The 21,902-nt window shown below is 37.4% G+C and carries 21 protein-coding genes; 13 read left to right on the top strand and 8 right to left on the bottom strand.

Annotated elements, in window-relative coordinates; translation table 11 throughout:
* Window positions 1–786: an SDR family oxidoreductase gene (locus AAY42_RS15950; protein ID WP_055396998.1), complete on the top strand. Its 786-nt coding sequence runs from the start codon at window positions 1–3 to the stop codon at window positions 784–786.
* Here AAY42_RS15950 and AAY42_RS15945 read toward each other — a convergent pair whose 3' ends face one another.
* From AAY42_RS15945 to AAY42_RS17985, 7 genes are all read right to left on the bottom strand, one after another.
* Window positions 787–1,512, bottom strand: coding sequence for a LytR/AlgR family response regulator transcription factor (locus AAY42_RS15945; protein ID WP_055396996.1), 726 nt, complete (start codon window positions 1,510–1,512; stop codon window positions 787–789).
* Window positions 1,509–2,429 (bottom strand): sensor histidine kinase, encoded by a 921-nt coding sequence (locus AAY42_RS15940; RefSeq protein ID WP_245625632.1) that lies wholly within the window; start codon window positions 2,427–2,429, stop codon window positions 1,509–1,511. Before AAY42_RS15940 ends, AAY42_RS15945 begins: the two co-directional genes overlap by 4 nt.
* A gap of 258 nt (window positions 2,430–2,687) precedes the next feature.
* On the bottom strand, window positions 2,688–2,894 hold the full coding sequence (locus AAY42_RS15935) for a hypothetical protein (RefSeq protein WP_055396992.1): 207 nt from the start codon (window positions 2,892–2,894) through the stop codon (window positions 2,688–2,690).
* Between the two features lie 260 nt (window positions 2,895–3,154).
* Window positions 3,155–5,164 (bottom strand): S9 family peptidase, encoded by a 2,010-nt coding sequence (locus tag AAY42_RS15930; protein WP_417935087.1) that lies wholly within the window; start codon window positions 5,162–5,164, stop codon window positions 3,155–3,157.
* A 212-nt stretch (window positions 5,165–5,376) separates the two neighbouring features.
* Window positions 5,377–5,901 (bottom strand): DUF4136 domain-containing protein, encoded by a 525-nt coding sequence (locus AAY42_RS15925; RefSeq protein ID WP_055396990.1) that lies wholly within the window; start codon window positions 5,899–5,901, stop codon window positions 5,377–5,379.
* Window positions 5,902–5,963: 62 nt separating this feature from the next.
* The gene (gene obgE, locus AAY42_RS15920; RefSeq protein ID WP_055396988.1) at window positions 5,964–6,965 is read right to left on the bottom strand and encodes a GTPase ObgE; all 1,002 of its coding nucleotides are present in this window, start codon (window positions 6,963–6,965) and stop codon (window positions 5,964–5,966) included.
* A gap of 64 nt (window positions 6,966–7,029) precedes the next feature.
* Complete coding sequence (locus AAY42_RS17985) at window positions 7,030–8,136, bottom strand: adenylate kinase (protein ID WP_082433469.1); 1,107 nt, start codon at window positions 8,134–8,136, stop codon at window positions 7,030–7,032.
* A 117-nt stretch (window positions 8,137–8,253) separates the two neighbouring features.
* On the opposite strand from AAY42_RS17985, the gene AAY42_RS15910 reads away from it, so the two are divergent.
* The 8 genes from AAY42_RS15910 to AAY42_RS15870 all read left to right on the top strand — a co-directional run bounded on the left by AAY42_RS15910 (window position 8,254) and on the right by AAY42_RS15870 (window position 15,354).
* Window positions 8,254–9,408, top strand: coding sequence for a 5-(carboxyamino)imidazole ribonucleotide synthase (locus AAY42_RS15910; protein ID WP_055396985.1), 1,155 nt, complete (start codon window positions 8,254–8,256; stop codon window positions 9,406–9,408).
* Window positions 9,409–9,412: 4 nt separating this feature from the next.
* Window positions 9,413–9,901, top strand: a complete 489-nt coding sequence (gene purE, locus AAY42_RS15905) for a 5-(carboxyamino)imidazole ribonucleotide mutase (RefSeq protein WP_055396983.1) — start codon at window positions 9,413–9,415, stop codon at window positions 9,899–9,901.
* A gap of 224 nt (window positions 9,902–10,125) precedes the next feature.
* Complete coding sequence (locus AAY42_RS15900; protein ID WP_055396981.1) at window positions 10,126–12,156, top strand: M3 family metallopeptidase; 2,031 nt, start codon at window positions 10,126–10,128, stop codon at window positions 12,154–12,156.
* 56 nt (window positions 12,157–12,212) lie between these two features.
* Complete coding sequence (locus tag AAY42_RS15895) at window positions 12,213–12,716, top strand: GbsR/MarR family transcriptional regulator (protein ID WP_055396978.1); 504 nt, start codon at window positions 12,213–12,215, stop codon at window positions 12,714–12,716.
* Window positions 12,717–13,058: 342 nt separating this feature from the next.
* Window positions 13,059–13,499: a hypothetical protein gene (locus AAY42_RS15885; RefSeq protein WP_055396974.1), complete on the top strand. Its 441-nt coding sequence runs from the start codon at window positions 13,059–13,061 to the stop codon at window positions 13,497–13,499.
* A gap of 10 nt (window positions 13,500–13,509) precedes the next feature.
* Entirely contained in the window at window positions 13,510–14,394 is an 885-nt protein-coding gene (locus AAY42_RS15880) for a methyltransferase domain-containing protein (RefSeq protein ID WP_055396972.1), read from the top strand.
* Window positions 14,395–14,569: 175 nt separating this feature from the next.
* On the top strand, window positions 14,570–15,121 hold the full coding sequence (locus tag AAY42_RS15875; RefSeq protein WP_055396970.1) for a sigma-70 family RNA polymerase sigma factor: 552 nt from the start codon (window positions 14,570–14,572) through the stop codon (window positions 15,119–15,121).
* 2 nt (window positions 15,122–15,123) lie between these two features.
* Window positions 15,124–15,354 (top strand): hypothetical protein, encoded by a 231-nt coding sequence (locus AAY42_RS15870; RefSeq protein ID WP_055396968.1) that lies wholly within the window; start codon window positions 15,124–15,126, stop codon window positions 15,352–15,354.
* Here AAY42_RS15870 and AAY42_RS15865 read toward each other — a convergent pair.
* The gene (locus AAY42_RS15865; RefSeq protein ID WP_055396966.1) at window positions 15,351–16,175 is read right to left on the bottom strand and encodes a UbiA prenyltransferase family protein; all 825 of its coding nucleotides are present in this window, start codon (window positions 16,173–16,175) and stop codon (window positions 15,351–15,353) included. The genes AAY42_RS15870 and AAY42_RS15865 overlap by 4 nt on opposite strands.
* 125 nt (window positions 16,176–16,300) lie before the next feature.
* Between AAY42_RS15865 and gcvP the strand changes: the two genes are divergently transcribed.
* From gcvP to AAY42_RS15845, 4 genes are all read left to right on the top strand, one after another.
* Entirely contained in the window at window positions 16,301–19,138 is a 2,838-nt protein-coding gene (gene gcvP / locus AAY42_RS15860) for an aminomethyl-transferring glycine dehydrogenase (protein ID WP_055396964.1), read from the top strand.
* Between the two features lie 162 nt (window positions 19,139–19,300).
* A complete protein-coding gene (locus AAY42_RS15855; protein ID WP_055396961.1) occupies window positions 19,301–20,359 on the top strand; it encodes a 3-oxoacyl-ACP synthase III family protein in 1,059 nt (352 codons plus the stop codon).
* Window positions 20,360–20,884, top strand: coding sequence for a class I SAM-dependent methyltransferase (locus tag AAY42_RS15850; protein ID WP_055396959.1), 525 nt, complete (start codon window positions 20,360–20,362; stop codon window positions 20,882–20,884).
* A gap of 150 nt (window positions 20,885–21,034) precedes the next feature.
* Window positions 21,035–21,877: a glycosyltransferase family 2 protein gene (locus tag AAY42_RS15845; protein ID WP_055396957.1), complete on the top strand. Its 843-nt coding sequence runs from the start codon at window positions 21,035–21,037 to the stop codon at window positions 21,875–21,877.
* The last annotated feature ends 25 nt before the right edge of the window (window positions 21,878–21,902 follow it).

Here is a 21,902-nt window from a genome sequence, read left to right as displayed (position 1 = left end):
ATGAAAATAGATTTAATAGGAAAAAATGCCTTGGTAGGCGGAAGCAGCAAAGGAATTGGCGAAGCAATAGCGAAGCAGTTGGCTGCTAGTGGGGCCAATGTTACTCTAATGGCCAGGAATAAGGAAAAGATGAAAACCATTGTTGATGAACTTGACACAAATCAAGGCCAGGAACACGGTTTTCTGGTGGTGGATTTTTCAAACTTTGAAGTTTTTAAAAACACCATTTCCTCTTTTTTTGAACAAAATACCATTGATATTCTGGTGAACAACACCCAGGGTCCTGAAGCTGGCGGTGCACTGGAAAAGAAAGTGGAAGATTACCAATCCGCTTTTGATTTACTCTTCAAGTCCGTTGTTTTCACCACCGAACTTGCGCTAAAAAATATGCAGAAAAAGCAATGGGGCAGGATCATAAATGTGGCATCCATTTCGGTAAAAGAACCCTTGAGCTATTTAGCGTTATCCAATTCTATAAGGGCTGCCGTGGTTACTTGGGGTAAAAGTTTGGCCTTTGATGTCGCAAAAAATAGTATTACGGTCAATAATGTTCTTACAGGTTATTTTGATACGGACAGAATAGCACAACTCAATGCCAAAAAAGCTGAAAAACTGGGAATACCCGTTTCGGAAGTACGTGCTGCCATGGAAGAACTGGTACCGACAAAACGTATTGGCGACCCCAAAGAGTACGGTTTTTTGGTGGCATTTTTAGCTTCTGAACAGGCGGCTTATATCACGGGCACCAATATTCCCATTGATGGTGGGTTGTTAAAGTCTTTTTGATTAAAGACTCATACGGTCCTTAAAAATGTAGGATTGTCTTCGTGACACTTCAATCTCTTCGCCATTTTTCATGTGCAGCTTTAGTTTCCCGTTGAACCAGGGAACCACATTTTCAATAAAATTGGTATTTACAATTTGCTGTCTATTTGCGCGAAAAAAAGAATTTTCGGGTAGTTTCTCTTCAACTTGGTTCAATGATTTATACAACAACGGCTTTTTGTCCTCAAAAAATACCCTTGTGTAGTTGCCAACAATTTCAAAATGCGAGATATCCCCTATTTTGACCAACCAACAGGCTTCACCATCTTTAATGAAAATCTGACTGCTCTCCGAAAGCTTTTTTGTTTTATGGTCTTCTCCCTGATTTTTTGATAATTTGACCCTTACCTTGTCAAGCGCCATTGTAAAACGCTTTTGGTTAACTGGTTTGAGTAAATAATCCAAGGCGTTATATTCAAAAGATTTGATTGCATACTCATCAAATGCAGTCGTAAAAATGGTTATGGGTACTTGATCTAACATTTCGAGAAGTTCAAAACCATCTTTTTCAGGCATATTAATGTCCAAAAGCAATAAGTCCGGATTTTCTTTTTGAATCAATTCATACCCGATATCCACATTTTCTGCCTCCCCTATCAACTCAATTTCATCATGCTGCTTTAGCAATTCTTTGAGCTCATTACGTGCAAGCCTTGAATCTTCAACAATTACCGTTCTTATTTTCATGTCAACGGAATTTTTATATTGGCCACGACCTCATCAGCAATCTCACTCAACTTAAAAGATGCCTTGTCAGCATACAATAATTTCAATCGTTGCTTTATGTTTTTAAGGCCTAGTTGGGTTGAGTTTTTTGCTATTTGAAGCTTCCCGGTGTTTTTCACCTCAATAATCAATCCTTCATTTTCCATTTTGATGGTCAAAACGATTCTTCCTCCATTTTTTAGGTTTGAAATTCCATGTTTTGCCGCATTCTCAATCAACAATTGTATAATCATCGGGGGAATCTGCAGTTGTAATGTGTTGTCGTCAACGTGTTTTTCAAAATCGAGTCGATTTTCAAATTGAATCTTGGATAAATCGATATAGTTATCCACCACTTCCAATTCTTCTTGCACTGAAATGGCGTTGATATTGTTTTTGGTCAACGAATACCTAAGAATTTCCGATAGTTTGGTAAGCATATCCCTAGATTTCTCAACATCTTCCAACATAAGCCCTCTTATATTATTAAGGCTGTTGAACATAAAATGCGGGTTTATTTGACCTTTTAAAGTATTTAATTGAGCCTGTTTTAGATTTGTATTTAACTCTAGCCGTTCTATTCTATCCTTATTGAGTTTTAAGAGTAATTTTATGACCAAATACGTAACTATCCAGGCTCCAATGATAAAAAGTGAATTAATTACTTGTATCCAAAAGCCATCATACAATTTAAACATCTGTATCTCGGCTTCGGATAAACCAGGCCCAAACTTTGCGTAAAGGTGTCCAAAAGCATAATTTAAGGATCCAAAAAGGGTTGCTCCAAAAATAAAAGATGCCAGAATCTTCAAAAAGTCCTTAAGCCCGAATGCTTCAAACTGAACATTTCTCTTCAAATACCATCTTAGCAAGGAAGAAGAGAAAATTCCAATGAACATACCTGCTAAAATTGAGTAAACCAGTAGCTCCGTGCTAACTTTCTTTACAATAAAAATTGAAAGAACATTGATGAATCCCCAACCAAGAAATTGTAGGATCCAAAAAATATAATTGCTTTTTTTATTGCTCAATTTCATAAATACGCCTCAGGAATAGTTCAAATATAATTCTTTGAAAGATTGGACTGCAATGTAACTTATATGAAAAGAATTCATCAGCATAAATCCTGTTGTCGCCTCCTCTTACAAATTAATGTATTATGCTTTTCTTTTTACTTTTTTAAACGGATTGCAGCATTTTGAGCTGGTATCTAAAAAAGCAATCCAGGATAGCGATATTCCTGTATAAAAGGGTACAAAATAATAGTCGTATTCCCAACCAGATATTTTTCCAAAAATACCAATTAGTACCGCCAGTAGCCCAGCGCCCAAAATAACTTTCTGTTGAATGTTTAATTTTTTCATATCGATAAAATTTTACCTAAATCAGATTATACTAAAATATTGATAAGTAAGGTGATTATTAGTTTAACAAGTGCTATCATGGCTGTTCGTTTTTTAATTATACTATAAAAATATCGCCAAAGGGAGTTAAACCAAAGGGGATTATGACCAGTGGTAAAATAGAAACTGTGAACGGCAACAAGCTTTTTTATCTTAGAATCATTAACAAAAAAAGGAGCCTTAAAGCTCCTTTTTTACTATTAGTTTTTGGTATTATTTCACTAATCTTTCAATGGGGTAGGAATCTCCTGTTTTCCCAGATGCTTGGCATAGAAGCCCATCATTGATTTGTATAATTGAATACGGTTTTCTTCCTTACCAAATCCATGGCCTTCATCGTATCTTACCATATACGGAACATCATAACCCTTGCCTCTAAGGGCACTCACTATCTGATCCGATTCATCAATATTCACCCGTGGATCATTAGCTCCCTGTACCACAAACAAAGGCTTTTTAATTTTGTCAATTTGATATACTGGGGATACTTCTTCCATAATGGCTTTTTCCTCCGCTACGTCTTCATCATACCAAATTTCTTTAATGATTTTCAAATAGGGTTTCCAATACGGAGGAATGGTCTTCATAAATGTAAAAAGATTGGATACCCCAACATAGTCTACTCCACAGGCATATAAATCCGGGGTTTTCGTCAAACCTCTAAGAACGGCATAGCCACCATGACTGCCACCATATATGGCTGCCTTATCGGCATCTACCCATCCTTGATCAATTACGTATTTCAATCCATCTTCCACATCATCCATTGCTTTTCTTCCAATTTGTTTAAAACCAGATTCCAAAAACTCCCTTCCATAACCTCCAGAAATTCTAAAGTTTACCTGAAGTGTGGCATATCCTCTACTGGCAAACAACTGCGACTCAGGATTGAAACCCCATGAATCCCGAATTCCTTGTGGCCCTCCATGCGGATTAACAATTACTGGAACCTTCTCTCCCGCTAAAGCAGCCTTTGGAAGGGTGATATAACCATGCAGTGTGATGCCATCCCTACTTTTAAAGGTTATTGGGCGCATTTCGGACATGTCCTCTTCCTTTAACTGGGGCATTGTATTGTATAGCTCTTTCAAACTATTCTCGGCTACATTATAAGCGTAATAAATTCCATATAAACGGTCACTATCTACATAGACCATATATAGATTTTCATCTTCTGTAGCATCTAAAACACTATACTGTTTTCCAGGAAGTTCTTCTTTCATCTTGGCATCCAACTGTTTGTAGGCATTACTTATAGGTACCACAATATTTTTCTCCCCTTCATAGGAAAAATAGTCTATTTCATAATTTCTTTTTCTGGAAAAACCCATGCTCTGTACATCGTACTGGTCATTTTTAAAGACTTGCTCTATCATCTTATCCTCTTTTAGATCGTAGAGCACAATTTCTGCCTTATCACTGTTTAAATTTGAAATGATATAGGCATCATCCGGATTTTCCGTAGCATAATTGAAATTGAGAATACCAAAGGAATCTTTCCAGCTTAAACTTTTCATCAGCTTATATCCTCCATTTCCATCTTCATAGTATAGATCCATCTCCACACCATCCCTCATCTTTGTAAAGCCTTTCAAATTTCCGTTTTTATCAAAATCATACCCGGCAATTGGGTTTGCTGGGTCATCGTTGGTATAAAGTTGCGTAAGCTCCCCTGTTATAAGATTTACTTTGTAGGGCTCAAATACTTGTGGATTGTTCTTGTTCAAAGAAACTATGATATGTTCCTTATCCTCCCTAAGAAGTTCATTAAATTCAGCTCTAACCCCATCAAACGGAGTAAGGTCTTTTAAATTACTCCCGTCAAGATCCACTGCATAGATATGGTAGTTTTCATCCCCTCCTTTGTCCATTGCGTAAAACAATCTTCCATTATTGAGCCAACCGTATTGTCTTACCAACTCTTCTTTTTCTTCAATGGCACGTTTGATTTCATCAGTGGCCAAATTTTTAACATAGATATGTTGTTTACCATTTTCATCGCTCTCGCGGTAGGAAAGGTATTTTCCATCTGGAGAAAATCTAAAAGTGAAGGCCTTTGGATTGGCAAAGTAGTCTTCTACGGTATACCTATAGTCGCCTTCATCTAAAGATGCCAAAGAAATAAGCTCATCATCAGAGCTTACCAGTTCTGGATTTCCAGGAAGGGTTTTCTCCTTGGTATCTGAATTTTCTGCTGGTGCTTGGGCAATCCCAAAAGTACTGCACAGCATACATAACGAAAGGCCATAAATGGCCTTTAAATTGAATAATGTTCTCATAGTTTTAATTTAATTAGTTTTTGATTGAAATCTCAAGTTAATCTTTAGAATAAGACTTTCTTGAAAAGCTTTTGTTACATTTTGATCAAAGTAAATATAATACTTGGGCAAAAGCGCAGAAACCACAATATGATGAGCGGTAAAATTGCTTTGGCAAACGGGGGTTATTTCTTTTGTGGCGGGAACTTTGAAAATACTTTCTTTACTACTGCCCTCAATCTTTCTTCGCGTACACTTGGAGACGCATTTTCCCGAAAACCGCTTTCACTTGATGCCTGCCAGAACAGAGCATCCCTTTGTGCATCTACAAAATCAAACTGAATGCGACGCTGAATTCCAGAATTTCCCAATGGTAATCCAACAGAAACCCCTCCTCCAACATTTCGCCCTGTTCCACCAATACCTACACCAACAGCATTGTTGGGACTGCTCCTGAACTCATTACTTATAATATTGATAAAAAAATCAGGTTCTTCCGCCAATAGATATCCTTTCGACAGTAGTGTGGAGTCCAAAACACGAACCAACCTTTTTTCATCCAACTGACTTAGTCCAGATTCAATATCCGAAAAATAATTATAGGTACTATAGCTCGAAAAGTCCGTAGCCTTATCATAATCATAGTTTACCCGTACGGAACTACAGGAGGTAAGAAAACAAAAAAACACTATTGAAAAAAGGTATCTCATCTTTTACAAAATGTACCTTTAAAATTAAACAATAATTAACTTGGAAATATGAAAATGTAGCTTTATTCGTTCAAAAGTTTCCAGAGTGCATCCTTAAGTTCTTGAATGCCTTGTTGTGCCACGGATGAAATAAAAAGATAAGGCACATTTTTAAAGTCCTTATCCAACTCGACCTTCATTTCTCCCATAAGTTCTTCATCCAACATATCGCTTTTGGAAATGGCAACCAATCTTTCTTTATCCAATAGTTCAGGATTATAGCGCCTAAGTTCATCCAAAAGTATTTCATATTCCTTTGAAATATCGTTACTATCCGCAGGAATTAGAAAAAGCAGTGTGGCGTTACGTTCAATATGCCTTAAAAAGTAATGCCCCAGACCTTTTCCTTCAGCTGCCCCTTCTATAATTCCGGGAATATCGGCCATTACAAAACTCTTAAAATCCCTATGTTCTACAATACCCAAATTTGGTTTAAGGGTGGTAAACTCATAGTCCGCAATCTTTGGTTTTGCAGAGGTCATTACAGAAAGTAATGTGGATTTCCCCGCATTTGGAAAACCAACAAGGCCAACATCGGCCAAAACCTTTAGTTCCAATGTTACGTGGGATTCTTGTCCTGGAATTCCCGGTTGGGCATATCTTGGCGTTTGATTTGTAGAACTCTTAAAATGCCAGTTACCCCGGCCTCCCATTCCACCTTCAGCTACTATTTTTTCCTCACCATTCTCTGTTATCTCGAAGAGAATTTCATTGGTTTCTGTATCCCTAACCACAGTACCTAAAGGCACATCCATATAAACATCTTGTCCATCGGCTCCTGTGCTTCGGTTTTTGCTTCCGTGCTCTCCGTGACCTGCTTTAAAGTGTTTTTTAAATTTGAAGGTTACCAATGTCCACAGGTTATTGTTCCCCCGGGCAATTACATGACCACCACGGCCACCATCGCCACCATCAGGTCCTCCTTTGGTAATATACTTTTCCCTATGTAAATGAACAGAACCCTTACCCCCATTTCCAGAGGCTACATGTACTTTAACATAATCAACAAAATTTCCTTCAGTCATTGTTATTACCTATCAATTTTCTTTTTAAAAGGATTAAAAAGAACCTTCTTCAAATCGTCAATTGCTACAAAGAATCGATGACTTTGCCAAGTCGCGTAGTTATCTCGTCAATCTCACCTATACCATTTATGGAATGGAACTTTCCTTGTTTTTCATAGAAAGATTTTAGAGGGGCAGTTTTTAAATTGTACTCGTCAAACCGATTTCTGATTTTATTCTCATCCTGGTCATCTGAACGTCCACTTTCCTTACCGCGTTCCAACAAGCGGGCTACCAAAATATCATCATCAGCCTCCAAAGCTATAGTGGCATTGATCTGCATGTCTTTGGATTCCAAAAAATTATCCAATGCTTCGGCCTGTGCAGCAGTTCTTGGAAAACCATCAAATATAAAACCAGCAGCATCGGGATTTTTCTCGACCTCGTCCTTCAGCATATTTATGGTAACTTCATCCGGAACCAAATCACCACGATCTATATAGGATTTGGCCAATTTTCCCAATTCCGTACCATTCTTCATATTATAACGAAACACATCTCCTGTTGAAATATGTTTTAGATTATATTTTTCTTTAAGAAACCCAGCTTGGGTTCCCTTTCCAGCTCCTGGCTTTCCAAAAAGCACTAGGTTGATCATATTACTTTGGTTTAGTTGATATACTTCTCTTAAATTTCTACCTAATTCCTTATAATCCAGACCATATCCTACAATAAAATCATTTGGGATTTCAAGTCCAACATAGTCAATGGCATATTCTCCTGAGTACGCTTCGGATTTATAAAAAAGTGATGCGATTTTAAATTCTTTCACGTTGGTTTGGGAGAACAAATGCACTAGCTGTTTCAAAGTCCTTCCCGTATCAATTACGTCTTCTAAAATAACAACACTTCTCCCATCAATATTTTCAGGGACATCCAATAATGTTTCAACAATTCCTGTTGATGTAAGACCATGATAAGAGCTTAAGCGAACAAATGAAACTTCACAAGGATACGGATATACCTTTAAAAAATCGGAAACAAACATAAAAGCGCCATTGAGGACCCCCACAAAAATGGGAGTTTTATCCTTATAGTCTTTTGCAATTTCAGCAGCCATTTTTTCAACGGCAGCCAAAATCTGTTCCTCCCTTAAATAGGGTTTAAAAGTCTTGTCGTGAAGCTTGATCAAATCGTCATCAATTTATCAGGTTGGCAAAGATAACATTTTTAGGTGCGCTTTAAGCCCAGACCTTTTATCCCTTCGTGGAATTCATGTATTTTTGCCATCATTCCAATTCACTAATTGATGCATTTTTTCTCATCTGATTTTAAACTAGGTATTCTTGGAGGTGGACAACTGGGCAAAATGTTGCTCTATGAGACCCGAAAGTGGGATATCCAAACCAAAGTAATGGATACTTCCAAAGATGCTCCGTGCAAAATAGCTTGCAATGAGTTTGTTCTTGGAAATCTGCTGGATTTTGATGATGTATACAACTTTGGGAAGGATGTTGACATCCTTACCATTGAAATTGAAAATGTAAATGTGGAGGCCCTTGAAAAGTTGGAACAGGAAAATGTAAGGGTGTATCCTCCAACAAAAACCCTTCGAACAATCCAAAATAAGGCGACCCAAAAGTTGTTTTATACCGATAATGGCATTCCTACTTCGCCATTTACACGATTTGCCTATACTTCCGAAATTGAAGATAGTATTTCCAACGGTGGGCTTCAATTTCCATTTGTTTGGAAAAGTGCACAATTTGGGTATGATGGACAGGGTGTAAAAGTGGTGCGAAAATTAGAGGACTTAAGCAGATTACCAAACGTGGAATGCATTGCCGAGGAAATGGTGAATTTTAAGAATGAACTGGCCGTAGTGGTTGCTAGAAATACCAAAGAAGAAGTAAAAACCTATCCTGTTGTTGAAATGGAGTTTCATCCTGAAGCCAATCAGGTGGAATATGTAATTTGTCCTGCTCGTATTGAAGAATCCATAGGACAAAAAGCAGTTGAAGTGGCACTGAAGGTTTCAGCACATTTGGAGCATGTTGGTTTGCTTGCTGTGGAGTTGTTCCAAACCCAAGACAATGAGATTTTAGTGAATGAAGTAGCGCCCAGACCGCACAATAGTGGTCATTACAGTATTGAAGCAAGCTATACCAATCAATTTGAACAGCATATCAGAGCCATTTTAGGGCTACCTTTAGGCAAGACAGACAGTAAGGTTGCCGGGGTTATGGTAAACTTGGTTGGTGCCGAAGGACATATAGGCGATGTGGTTTATGAAAATATCGATGCTATTTTAGAAATGGATGGGGTAACACCCCATGTTTACGGAAAAAAGCAAACACGACCATTTCGAAAAATGGGGCATGTGACCATTGTGGATGAGGACATGTTTAAAGCAAGAAGGATAGCGCAACAAGTAAAAGAAACGATTAAAGTTATAAGCAAATAGCATTATGAGCAAAGTAGCCGTAGTTATGGGAAGCACCAGTGACCTTCCTGTTATGCAAGAAGCCGTTGATATTTTAAAAGGGTTTGATATAGAGGTTGATGTAGACATCGTATCTGCTCACCGAACTCCTGAAAAACTATTCGATTTTAGCAAAAATGCCCATAAAAATGGATATACCGTCATAATTGCAGGCGCCGGCGGTGCTGCACATCTTCCTGGAATGGTCGCTTCTTTATCTCCTTTACCTGTGATTGGGGTTCCTGTAAAAAGCAGCAATTCCATTGATGGTTGGGACTCTATTTTATCCATTCTTCAAATGCCCAGTGGAGTTCCCGTAGCAACAGTAGCCCTAAATGGTGCAAAAAATGCTGGAATTTTAGCAGCCCAGATCATTGGCTCATCAGATAAATGCGTTTTGGATAAAATTGAAGTCTATAAACAAGGACTTAAGGAAAAAGTAATCAAAGGGGCAGAGGAAGTACGAAATAAATAGTCAGTAGTCAGTAGTCAGTAGTCAGTAGTCAGTAGTCAGTAGTCAGTAGTCAGTAGTCAGTAGTCAGTAGTCAGTAGTCAGTAGTCAGTAGTCAGTAGTCAGTAGTCAGTAGTCAGTAGTCAGTAGTCAGTAAGAAGATATATTTTAATTATTACAAAATTCATTGAATAAAATCCATCAATTCAAAAATAGGGTTTACAAATTTTCTCAATTCTAAAATCTATATGGATAATCCCCTTCTCAAATCATTTGACAAAGCTCCATTTGAACAAATCAAAAACGAGCATTTTAAACCTGCTTTTTTAGAAGCAATTGAAAATGCCCGAAAAGAGATTGATGCGATAGCTGAAAATACCGAGGAACCAACTTTTGAAAATACTTTGGAAGCTTTGGACTTTTCTGGAAAGCAATTAGACCGAATTTCCAGTATTTTTTTCAACCTAAATTCTGCGGAAACCAATGATGAAATTCAAAAAATTGCACAGGAGGTCTCTCCTTTGTTGTCAGAATTCAGCAATGACATTACACTGAACGAAAGTCTTTTTCAGCGGATAAAATCAGTTTACGAACAAAAAGACGACCTTGACCTAACGGTTGAACAGCAAACTTTATTAAAAAAACGATACAAAAGCTTTAGTAGAAATGGAGCGAATCTTAATGATACAGATAAAAAAAGACTGCGCGAAATAGACGCTGAACTATCTAAATTAAAACTAAAATTTGGAGAAAATGTGTTGGCAGAAACCAACAAATTTGAACTGTTGCTTACTGACGAAAAAGATTTAAAAGGCCTGCCAGATGGAGCAAAGGAAGCCGCATCTCAGTTGGCAAAATCAAAAGACAAGGAAGGCTGGTTGATTACATTGGATTATCCAAGTTACATTCCGTTTATGAAATATGCCGAAAATAGGGCATTGCGAAAAGAATTGTCTCTCGCATTTGGGAGCAAAGGGTTTCATAAGGATGAACTGGACAATCAAGAAAATGTTTTAAAGATTGCTTCGCTTCGCTTCGAACGAGCCAACTTATTGGGATATAAAACGCATGCAGATTTTGTCTTGGAGGAGCGAATGGCGGAAACTCCGGATAAAGTACAGCAATTCTTAACAGAACTTCTGGAAAAAGCAAAACCAGCAGCCGAAAGAGAATTTGCAGAATTACAGGCATTTGCAAAAGAGTTGGACGGTATTGCGCAATTGGAAAAATGGGATAGCGCTTATTATTCAGAAAAGTTGAAACAAAAACTCTTCAATTTGGATGATGAAAAGCTAAAACCCTATTTTAAACTGGAAAATGTAATTGATGGCGTTTTTAAGGTAGCGGAAAAATTGTTTGACCTCAATTTTAAAGAAGTTTTTGATATTGAAAAATATCATGATGATGTTAAGACCTACGAAGTTTATGACAACTCGAAAAACTTGATTTCAATTTTCTATGCAGATTTTCATCCCAGACCAGGAAAACGAGGGGGAGCTTGGATGACCTCTTATAAATCACAGTACACGTTTCAAGGTAAAAATAGTAGACCACATATTTCCAACGTCTGCAACTTTACAAAACCAACAAGTACAAAACCTTCCCTTCTTACCTTTAATGAGGTAACTACGTTGTTCCATGAATTTGGCCATGGGCTGCATGGCATGCTTGCAAATACAACCTATCCAAGTCTTTCTGGGACTTCGGTGTATTGGGATTTTGTGGAATTACCAAGTCAAGTCATGGAAAATTGGTGCTATGAAAAAGAAGCATTGGAACTTTTTGCCTTTCATTATGAAACTGGAGAGTTGATTCCTATGGAACTGGTTCAAAAAATAAAAGAATCTGCAACTTTTCAGGAAGGTATGGCCACACTACGCCAACTAAGCTTTGGGTTCTTGGACATGGCATGGCACGGAACTGACCCATCAAACATTAAAGATGTAAAAAAATATGAGTCTAAAGCCTTTGAAGGCACCAATATATTTCCAGAAACTCCTGAAACCTGCATGAGTGTAGCTTTCTCCCATATTTTTCAAGGAGGATATTCATCTGGTTATTACAGCTATAAATGGGCAGAGGTTTTAGATGCAGATGCATTCACCTATTTTAAGGAAAATGGAATTTTCAACAAGGAAATTGCAACCAAATTCAAAGAAAATGTGCTTTCCAAAGGAGGTACAGAAAATCCAATGACCTTGTACAAGCGCTTTAGAGGTGCGGCGCCTAAAATTGAACCTTTGTTGGAAAGGGCTGGGTTAATCAAGAAAACAGGATGATATTTTTTGATTTTCAATAATTTTTGAAATTACAAAAATAATGTTATCTTTGTTTTATGGAATTCCAAGAAGCAAAAGAAAAGTTTATCAGCACATGGGGAAGTTTGGGTACCCTTTGGGGTATTAATAAGGCCATGGCCCAAATTCAAGCTTTGCTTTTTATTTCTACAAAACCGCTTACCACTGAGGAAATCATGGAGGAACTTCAAATTTCTCGGGGCAACACCAGTATGAATGTTCGCCAATTGATTGATTGGGGCATTGTGACCAAAACGCTTAAGTCTGGCGAGCGCAAGGAGTTTTATACTACGGAAAAAGATGTGCAGGAATTGGCTCGTATAGTTGCCAAAGAACGCAGCCGTAGAGAGTTACAGCCTGTAATTAAGACATTGAAAGAAGTTAGTAGTATTGTCATTTCGGATGATGCTGAACAAAAAGAGTTTGCGCAACAGACCAAGGCACTTTATGAAATGGCTGATACTGCGGATACCCTACTAAATAAGTTGGCAGACCAAAAGCAAAATTGGTTTAATAAAACCATACTAAAAATGTTTAAATAATTTTTTTGCTTTGATATTTCAATAATTTCTGAAAATTCAATAACTACATAATTATGAAAATTACATATCAAATTTCAAAAATTTTAAACGTAATGGCTCTTCTATGTCTTCTAGTTGGTCCATATGGACTCCCTTTCACCGGTATATTACAAATATTGGCTGCATTCTTTTTTCTTATAGCATTTCCTAAAAGTAAATTGATATATACCTACTTCACAATTACTTCTTTGTTTTTTATTTCAATAAAAACCAATGTCTTTGAACTATTCAGTCCGATACTTCTAGTCCCAATAGTTTTAATATTCTTTTTAAGTTATATAGTTCATTTCAAAAAACTAGGCCATGAAATATAACATTCTTAATTGGCTCATTGTAGTTGCTGGAATCGGCCAGATATTTACAGCTCTTATTTATCCATACATCCGTCACAGAGTATTTGACTGGTACACTGATGTAAAACAATTAAAACCTTTAAATCAAGAAATAGCAAAAACCTATGGCAGATACATACAGGGTCTGAATTTTTCTTTTGGTTGCATTGCCATTGTCCTTAGTAAAGAACTACAAAATGGAACCACATTGGCCATTGCCCTTACCGGCTTAATTTGCGCCTATTGGGTGGGTAAGGTGGCCACTCAAATTGCCTATTATCCTATGTATACCATTCCACAAAAAACCATATTTAAAGTTGGAAGCTATTTTATGAATATGCTTTTTGTCCTGTTTGCACTTGTATTCACATGGCTTTTTATAAATAACTGTATCTCTTATTTTAATCTTTAAAAATATTGTAATGAAACAACTAGCCCTGCAAGAAGCATCCCAAGCACTTCACGAAGAGTCCAGAACCGAGGTGGATATTATTGATTTCTACAATCAGGCAACAGAAGATTATAAGTTTTGGAGCAACGATTTTAATATGCACTTTGGGTATTTCAATCCATTAAAAACAAATCCTTTTAGGAGGGATCAAATGCTGAATGAAATGAACAGACAAGTATTAAATAGATTGCATTTACCAAATAAAGGGCTCATGGCTGATTTAGGCTGCGGAATGGGTGGTAGCATGAGATATGCACTGAAAAAAAATGAAAACCTTTCCACCATTGGTGTTACGCTATCAGAGTTTCAAGTCGATGAAGGAAATAAACTTCTAAAAGGTTTAAAGGGTTTGATATTAAAAGAAAACTACAACAAAACCTCTTTCATCTCTAATTCATGTGACGCAGCAATAGCCATGGAAAGCTTTTGTCATTCAGGTCATGACAAATCCTCATTTGTGGAGGCCCATCGTATTTTAAAACAAAATGGAAGGTTGGTGATTGCTGATGCTTTTCTAAAGAAAGAACCACAAGAGCTATGTCGAGGAGGGTTTTACGCTTATAAAAACCTGTGTGACCATTGGAGTTTACCTAAACTTGGTACCATACACAATACCATAGTAGATTTAAAGAATGTAGGTTTTAAAAATATAGAAGTAGAAGATGTCTCTTTTAAAGTTGCTCCCTCCGTACTTCATGTTCCATTTGCCATAGTTGGTTTTATGCTCAAAAAACTCTGGAAGAACAGAACTTTAAAAAAAGAAAGTCTGCATAATCTTAAGGGTTCTTTTTATGCTTTGCTATCTAGTTTGCACATGAAAAGTTTTGGCTATTATTTAATTACTTGCACCAAATAACATATTTAAGAGACCGTTAAAGGTTTTAAATGAGTTTATGTCCCTAAAAATCTTAACAAATAGCTAAAGTTTACTTTCATGACCTTTTCGTGATACTTTTTAAGGTCGTTTGTAATGGACAAAGCATGAAATCATTAACCAAAATCCATTACATTTGACACTTCTTGAGAAAAACATGGCACACGAACTTCACCCCGAAACATGGGTAGACCAATATGCAGATTATCTTTTTAACTACGCAGTAGCACGCGTAAGTGATTCGGAAATTGCAAAAGATTTGGTGCAAGAAACATTTTTTGCCGGGCTTAACTCAGCTAAAAATTATAAGGGTGATGCTGCCGAAAGAACCTGGTTAATTGCCATTTTAAAGCGAAAGGTCATAGACCACTATCGAAAAATCAACTCTAAAAAAGGAAAAGCAGAAGTTCGAATCAATTACAATTCGGATACGGATTCCGAAGGGGATTGGTTAGAAGAACAGGTGGCAGACCCTTTCAGTAAAGATGGTGACAATACACTTGAAAATGAGGAACTGGGACTGGCCATTCAAGAATGTATTTCCAAATTGCCGAAAAAACAATCCTTGGTTTTCAATATGAAAACTATTCAAGGCATGAGTACGGAAGATATTTGTAATGAATTAGGAATTAACCCGTCCAACCTGTGGGTGATGATTCATAGGGCACGAACAGCTTTAATGGGTTGCCTAAATCAAAATTGGTTTTAATTATGAAGATTTCATGCGAGGAGGCCTCGAACATTTGCACTAGATCGCAATATAAGGAAGCTAGTTTTTGGGAAATACAAAAACTCCGTTTGCATATTTTTATGTGTAAAGCCTGTGCTAAGTTTACCAAACAAAATACAGCTTTGACTTCTCTTTGTAATCGAGCGGACTTAAACACATTGTCTGAAAGTGATAAAGAAGCCATGAAAAAAGATTTGGAAAAACACCTCTAAAAAAGTCTATTCCCCACTAAAAATAAACCATACCAAAATATTGGTATTCCCTCTACCCAAAATGAAGCAAGGTATTTAGCTTTAAAATTACGTTTTGACAAAAACAATAGCACTAAGACTACACAAAGAATCAATCGCATTGTATATTCTATCTGGGGAATATCATCTTTCAAAAAAGTAAGTGCAAAAAATAACAGGGTCAATAGAACTCCCAATTTCTTGGTTTTTCGAACCCCCAGTACCTGCGGCAAAGTCTTCAAATCTTTCTCGTCCCATTGAAGATCCCTAATCTCAAAGGGCAATAACAATATCAAAACTAAAATAAATCGCTGCATTGCGGTTACCCAAAAATCCCAGTTAAAGGGTAATTGAGCCTCTAAAATTGGCAACAATACGGTAAACCCAGTCCAAACCAGAGCTACAGTAACTATTTTAAAGCCACCAAGACTTCTTAAATTTTTAGCCTTTGGAAGAAATGGAATTGCGTAAAGCATTGAAATCAATACCAAAACCAAAATAGCTGTCCAAATTTTCTTATCTAGACCAAACCAAAAGTAAAGTGCCCCTGCAAAGCATAAAAAACTAAAAACTTGAATGTTTTTGTGGTAGATATTGGATACAATTAAGTATTTCTTAGCCTCAACTCCGTATTTAATGAAATTGTAGCAAACAACAGTACCAAAAAAGGTAAAACCTATCAAAAAAAAGTTCATGGGAATGTTTAACAATATACTTGTTGCGCCCATTAGGCATACAACCGCCAAAGCCACATGTATACTGGCATCCAAGTAAAAATTAAAACTATTTTTCAAGAAACGCATTAAACAAAATTCAATAGTATAGGTTTAGGGTTAATTTCTGGTTAACAACTTTGATTTGGCTTGCTTCAAAATTGACAATTTTCATTGAATTAATCCCTAATTTTGTGCACTTTATTGCATTGAATATGAATACAGAAGTGTTTGCCTCAAGGCACATTGGCATTACGGAAAGAGACCTCGAGTCCATGTTTGAAACGGTTGGGGTAGAAAACCTTGAACAGTTAATATTGGAAACAATTCCAGATGATATTAGACTCAAACAACCATTGCAAATTCCGCAAGGTATAAGCGAGCATGAATTTTTGACCCACATTCAAAATCTTTCGGAAAAGAATAAGGTTTTTAAATCCTATATTGGATTGGGATACCATGAGAGCTTGATACCATCCGTAATTAAAAGAAATATTCTTGAAAACCCAGGATGGTATACCGCTTACACACCCTACCAAGCTGAAATTGCCCAAGGTAGATTGGAAGCCTTGCTAAATTTCCAAACCATGGTATGTGATTTAACCGGAATGGAACTGGCCAACGCATCTCTTTTAGATGAAAGTACCGCAGCGGCCGAAGCAATGACCATGTTGTTTGATATTCGTTCAAGGCAACAAAAAAAGGAAGGTGTGCTTAAGTTTTTTGTTTCTGAAGAAGTACTCCCCCAAACAGTAAGCCTACTGCAAACACGATCAACTCCTTTGGGAATAGAATTGGTAGTTGGAAATCACGAGGAATTCGCTTTTTTGGATAATTTTTACGGAGCACTTTTGCAATACCCCGGCAAACATGGCCAAGTTCATGATTATGCTGAATTCGTTCAAAAAGCCAAGGAAAATGATATCAAAGTTGCTGTGGCAGCAGATATTTTAAGTTTAGTAATGCTTACTGCTCCCGGTGAATGGGGGGTAGATGTAGTAGTAGGAACAACACAACGTTTTGGAATTCCATTGGGGTATGGTGGTCCCCATGCTGCCTTTTTCGCTACAAAAAGAGAATACAAAAGGAGCATTCCAGGAAGAATTATTGGAGTTACAAAAGACACCGATGGCAATCCTGCGCTCCGCATGGCATTGCAAACAAGGGAACAGCACATAAAACGTGACAAAGCCACATCCAACATATGTACAGCACAGGTACTATTGGCCGTTATGGCTGGCATGTATGCCGTTTATCATGGGCCAAAAGGGTTGGGCTATATTGCCAATAAAATACACAATCAGGCTAAAGTCCTTTCCAATGGATTTAAAAATATTGGTTTACAACAACTGAATACTTCATTTTTTGATACTATAAAAGTTAAGATAGCCGATACACAGAAGTTGAAGGGAGTTGCTGAAGGTAAGGGAATAAATTTCAACTATATTGATTCTGAAACCATTTCAATTGCATTGAATGAAGCTACCAACAAAACGGATATAGAGTCTATATTAAATTGTTTTGGTGAAACCGAAATTTCTATTCAAGAAGAAGTTGCTAATGTAATCTCAAGTTCGTTAAAACGTCAAACACCATTTTTAGAGCAAGAAGTCTTCAACTCATACCATTCTGAAACAGAATTGATGCGCTATATCAAAAAATTGGAGCGAAAAGATTTGGCATTGAACCATTCCATGATTTCCTTGGGCAGCTGTACCATGAAACTGAACGCTGCTTCAGAAATGCTTCCATTAAGCTGGGCAAACTGGGGCAACATCCATCCCTTTGTACCACTTAATCAAGCTGAAGGATATCAAGAAGTTTTAAAAGAGCTGGAAGAGCAGTTAAACGTGATTACCGGTTTCGCTGCAACATCATTACAACCCAACTCAGGAGCACAGGGAGAATACGCAGGATTGATGACCATACGGGCGTATCATGAAGCCAATGGGGAAGGACACAGAAATATCTGTATTATTCCTGCCTCTGCACACGGAACAAACCCTGCCTCAGCTGTTATGGCAGGGATGAAAGTTGTGGTTACCAAAACCGATGAAAAAGGAAACATTGATGTCGCTGATCTAGAGGAAAAAGTACACTTACATTCTGAACATCTAGCAGCCTTGATGGTTACCTATCCTTCAACCCATGGTGTATTTGAGTCATCTATAAAACACATTACCCAACTAGTTCATGAAAATGGAGGGCAAGTCTATATGGATGGTGCCAATATGAATGCTCAAGTGGGGCTAACAAACCCAGCTACCATAGGCGCCGATGTTTGTCATCTTAACCTGCACAAAACATTTGCAATTCCTCACGGCGGTGGCGGACCAGGGGTGGGCCCTATCTGCGTAGCTGCACAATTAAAACCATTTCTTCCAACAAATCCAGTTGTGGAAACGGGGGGAGAAAAAGCAATTACCGCTATATCAGCAGCACCTTGGGGCAGCGCGCTGGCCTGTTTAATATCCTACGGGTACATTAAAATGTTGGGAGCGGAAGGATTAACAGATGCCACTAGAATTGCCATTTTAAATGCCAATTACATTAAAGACAAGCTGAAAGGTAAATTTGACGTGCTCTACTCTGGTGAAAAAGGAAGAGCTGCCCATGAAATGATTATTGATTGCAGACCATTTAAAGCTAATGGAATTGAGGTAACTGATATTGCAAAACGATTGATGGATTATGGATTCCATGCACCCACGGTTTCTTTTCCCGTAGCTGGTACCATTATGATAGAACCAACAGAAAGCGAAAGTCTTGCTGAATTGAACAAATTTTGTGATGCCATGTTATCGATTCGTGAGGAAATTGACGAAGCAAGCGACGAAGATCAAGACAACGTGCTTAAAAATGCACCGCATACTTTGGAAATGGTCACTAACGACCGTTGGGATTACCCATATAGTAGGAAAAAAGCTGCTTTTCCATTACCCTTTGTTTCAGAAAATAAGTTCTGGCCAACAATAAGAAGAACAGATGAAGCCTTTGGGGATCGTAATTTAATATGTACCTGCACACCTATTGAAGCTTACGTAGAAGCATAGCCAACTATCAAAATAGCTGAAAAATAGCCTCGATATATAACTTAAATCGGGGCTTATGCATATTCACTGAACAGGAAAACCAAACTTGGACATCGTAGGAAATATTATGCATGCATAAGAACCTATTGATGAACTGGTATATTTAAGTACTAAAACCTCAAAATGAAAATTGGGATTACAGGTACTGGTAGATATATTCCATCTATCATTACAAAAAACGAGGACTTTTTGGAACATGAATTTCTTGGTACAGATGGAAGCACTTTTGCAAATGAAAATGCCGTAATCATAGAAAAATTCAAATCCATTACAGGAATTTCTGAACGTCGATATGCTAAACCTGAATTAAAGACATCAGATTTAGGGTATCTAGCTGCTGAAAAAGCAATTGAAGATGCAAAAATTGATAAGGAGGAACTGGATTACATCATTTTTGCACATAACTTTGGAGATTTAACTGTTGGGAAAACGCAGGGTGACACCTTACCCAGCCTAGCCACACGTGTAAAGCATCTACTTAAAATAAAGAATCCAAAATGCGTCGCCTATGATATGCTTTTTGGCTGCCCAGGATGGATAGAGGCAGTTATACAAGCAAATGCTTTTATTAAAAGTGGAATGGCCAAAAAATGTTTGGTTATTGGGGGCGAGACCCTCTCAAGAGTGTTGGATGACCATGATCGTGATAGTATGATTTATTCCGATGGTGCTGGCGCAGCCATAATTGAAGCCAATCCAAGTTCTGGGGAAATTTTGGCTCATACATCCGTTACACATGCCAATGGCGAGGCCTATTACTTGTTTTTTGATAAAACCTATAGCAACGAAGAAGGATCTGATACCAGATATATAAAAATGCATGGCCGTAAAATCTACGAATTTGCATGTACTCATGTACCACAGGCCATGGCTGATTGTTTGAATGAAAGTGGAAGATCCATTGATGAAGTAAAGAAAGTGTTCATTCATCAAGCCAATGAAAAAATGGACGAGGCCATACTAAAAAGATTCTACCGTTTATACAACAAAGAAGTGCCGGAGGGGATCATGCCTATGAGCATCCACAAATTGGGAAACAGTTCCGTAGCTACCATTCCCACACTTTTTGATTTAGTGCGAAAGGGGGAATTTCAAAATCACAAAGTAAAAGAGGGAGATGTTATTATCTTTGCAAGCGTTGGCGCTGGTATGAATATCAATGCCATTGTTTACAAATATTAGATGTACGAAGGCAAATATCCACACAAACGGTATCGAATAACCCTAGAGTTTTTAAAAAAGCATATTGATACTTCAGAATCCATATTGGATTTGGGAGTAGAAAATCCGTTTTCAGAAATCATGAAATCCAACGGATACCAGGTAAAAAATACTGGCGGGGAAGACTTGGATGTAAATTTTGATACCGTTGCCAATACCGATGCAAAAGTGATTACTGCTTTTGAAATTTTTGAACATTTGGTTGCCCCCTATAATGTATTAAAGGAAATAAAAGTAGATAAACTAGTTGCGAGTATTCCAATGCGGTTATGGTTTTCATCGGCATACCGGAGCAAAACAGACCCATGGGACCGACATTACCATGAATTTGAAGATTGGCAGTTTGATTGGCTCTTGGAAAAAGCGGGGTGGACAATCAAAGATTCCGCTAAATGGACCAATCCTACCAAAAAACTAGGGCTTAGACCATTGTTGCGCTACTTTACCAATCGCTATTATATTGTGTACGCAGAGCGAAAGTCCTAACCTGTCATTTCGAGCGCAGTCGAGAAATATTTTATTAATCGAAGCATTCTTGATAAAAGGGTCAAGGACAAAAGGTTAATCACTACTCCTATTTCCAAAGAACATAAAACTTCTTTGGGATAAGTGTTCATTTTTTTGGAATTTTAGCCTATGCGAATAAGCATTATTATCCCTGCCCATAATGAAGCATCTTATCTTTCAGATTGTCTGGATTCCTTTGTTGCACAAACCCAGACTCCAGATGAGGTAATTGTTGTGGACGATAATTCCAGTGATGATACATTTAAAATTGCTTCAGGCTATTCTAAAAAGTTTGATTGGATAAAGGTTTTCAAGAGAAAGTCTATTGATGAACATATTCCAGGAAAAAAGGTAGTGGATACTTTTAATTTTGGACTACAGCATGTATCCAATTTTAACTTGATAGGCAAATTTGACGCGGATATTATCCTCCCTCCCAATTATTTTGAAGTTATCCTAAACCATTTTCAAAGCAATTGGAAATTAGGTATGTGTTCTGGGTTGCTTTACATAAAAAAAGATGACGATTGGGTATATGAAACTATTGCAAAAAAAAACCATATTCGTGGACCTATAAAGCTATATCATAAATCTTGCTTTATTAAGATTGAAGGTTTACGCCCAGGAGTTGGGTGGGATACTGTGGATGTCCTTCTGGCCAAGTACCATGATTTTGAAACCTTAACGGATTCTTCATTGCATGTAAAACACCTACGTCCCACTGGTCATGGCTATAGCTCAAAAAACTATAAGACCAAAGGAGAAGCGCTTTACAAAATGCGCTATGGCATTGTCCTCACCAAAGTCGCTGCACTAAAAATGGCGTGGCATTCCAAAAGCTTGAAGTTATACATTCAAATAATTTTGGGCTATCTAAAAGCCTTGATTTACCAGGTTCCCCGATTTGTTTCAAAGGATGAAGGCGCTTTTATCAGAAAATATAGATGGAAAGGTATCTTGCAAAAAATGTAGTTAATCCGTTAGAACTAAAATTAAG

It is taken from the genome of Flagellimonas eckloniae, from assembly GCF_001413955.1.
Classification (GTDB): Bacteria; Bacteroidota; Bacteroidia; order Flavobacteriales; family Flavobacteriaceae; genus Flagellimonas; species Flagellimonas eckloniae.
Note: the sequence above shows the minus strand (reverse complement) of the source record. Positions and strands in the feature narration are given on the sequence as shown.

Bases quoted from the DNA above. Each gene is read 5' to 3' on its own strand.
- AAY42_RS15950 (WP_055396998.1), top strand. From the start codon at position 1: ATGAAAATAGATTTAATAGGAAAAAATGCCTTGGTAGGCGGAAGCAGC.
- AAY42_RS15945 (WP_055396996.1), bottom strand. From the start codon at position 1,512: ATGAAAATAAGAACGGTAATTGTTGAAGATTCAAGGCTTGCACGTAAT.
- AAY42_RS15940 (WP_245625632.1), bottom strand. From the start codon at position 2,429: ATGTTCATTGGAATTTTCTCTTCTTCCTTGCTAAGATGGTATTTGAAG.
- AAY42_RS15935 (WP_055396992.1), bottom strand. From the start codon at position 2,894: ATGAAAAAATTAAACATTCAACAGAAAGTTATTTTGGGCGCTGGGCTA.
- AAY42_RS15930 (WP_417935087.1), bottom strand. From the start codon at position 5,164: ATGCTGTGCAGTACTTTTGGGATTGCCCAAGCACCAGCAGAAAATTCA.
- AAY42_RS15925 (WP_055396990.1), bottom strand. From the start codon at position 5,901: ATGAGATACCTTTTTTCAATAGTGTTTTTTTGTTTTCTTACCTCCTGT.
- obgE (WP_055396988.1), bottom strand. From the start codon at position 6,965: ATGACTGAAGGAAATTTTGTTGATTATGTTAAAGTACATGTAGCCTCT.
- AAY42_RS15910 (WP_055396985.1), top strand. From the start codon at position 8,254: ATGCATTTTTTCTCATCTGATTTTAAACTAGGTATTCTTGGAGGTGGA.
- purE (WP_055396983.1), top strand. From the start codon at position 9,413: ATGAGCAAAGTAGCCGTAGTTATGGGAAGCACCAGTGACCTTCCTGTT.
- AAY42_RS15900 (WP_055396981.1), top strand. From the start codon at position 10,126: ATGGATAATCCCCTTCTCAAATCATTTGACAAAGCTCCATTTGAACAA.
- AAY42_RS15895 (WP_055396978.1), top strand. From the start codon at position 12,213: ATGGAATTCCAAGAAGCAAAAGAAAAGTTTATCAGCACATGGGGAAGT.
- AAY42_RS15885 (WP_055396974.1), top strand. From the start codon at position 13,059: ATGAAATATAACATTCTTAATTGGCTCATTGTAGTTGCTGGAATCGGC.
- AAY42_RS15880 (WP_055396972.1), top strand. From the start codon at position 13,510: ATGAAACAACTAGCCCTGCAAGAAGCATCCCAAGCACTTCACGAAGAG.
- AAY42_RS15875 (WP_055396970.1), top strand. From the start codon at position 14,570: ATGGCACACGAACTTCACCCCGAAACATGGGTAGACCAATATGCAGAT.
- AAY42_RS15870 (WP_055396968.1), top strand. From the start codon at position 15,124: ATGAAGATTTCATGCGAGGAGGCCTCGAACATTTGCACTAGATCGCAA.
- AAY42_RS15865 (WP_055396966.1), bottom strand. From the start codon at position 16,175: ATGCGTTTCTTGAAAAATAGTTTTAATTTTTACTTGGATGCCAGTATA.
- gcvP (WP_055396964.1), top strand. From the start codon at position 16,301: ATGAATACAGAAGTGTTTGCCTCAAGGCACATTGGCATTACGGAAAGA.
- AAY42_RS15855 (WP_055396961.1), top strand. From the start codon at position 19,301: ATGAAAATTGGGATTACAGGTACTGGTAGATATATTCCATCTATCATT.
- AAY42_RS15850 (WP_055396959.1), top strand. From the start codon at position 20,360: ATGTACGAAGGCAAATATCCACACAAACGGTATCGAATAACCCTAGAG.
- AAY42_RS15845 (WP_055396957.1), top strand. From the start codon at position 21,035: ATGCGAATAAGCATTATTATCCCTGCCCATAATGAAGCATCTTATCTT.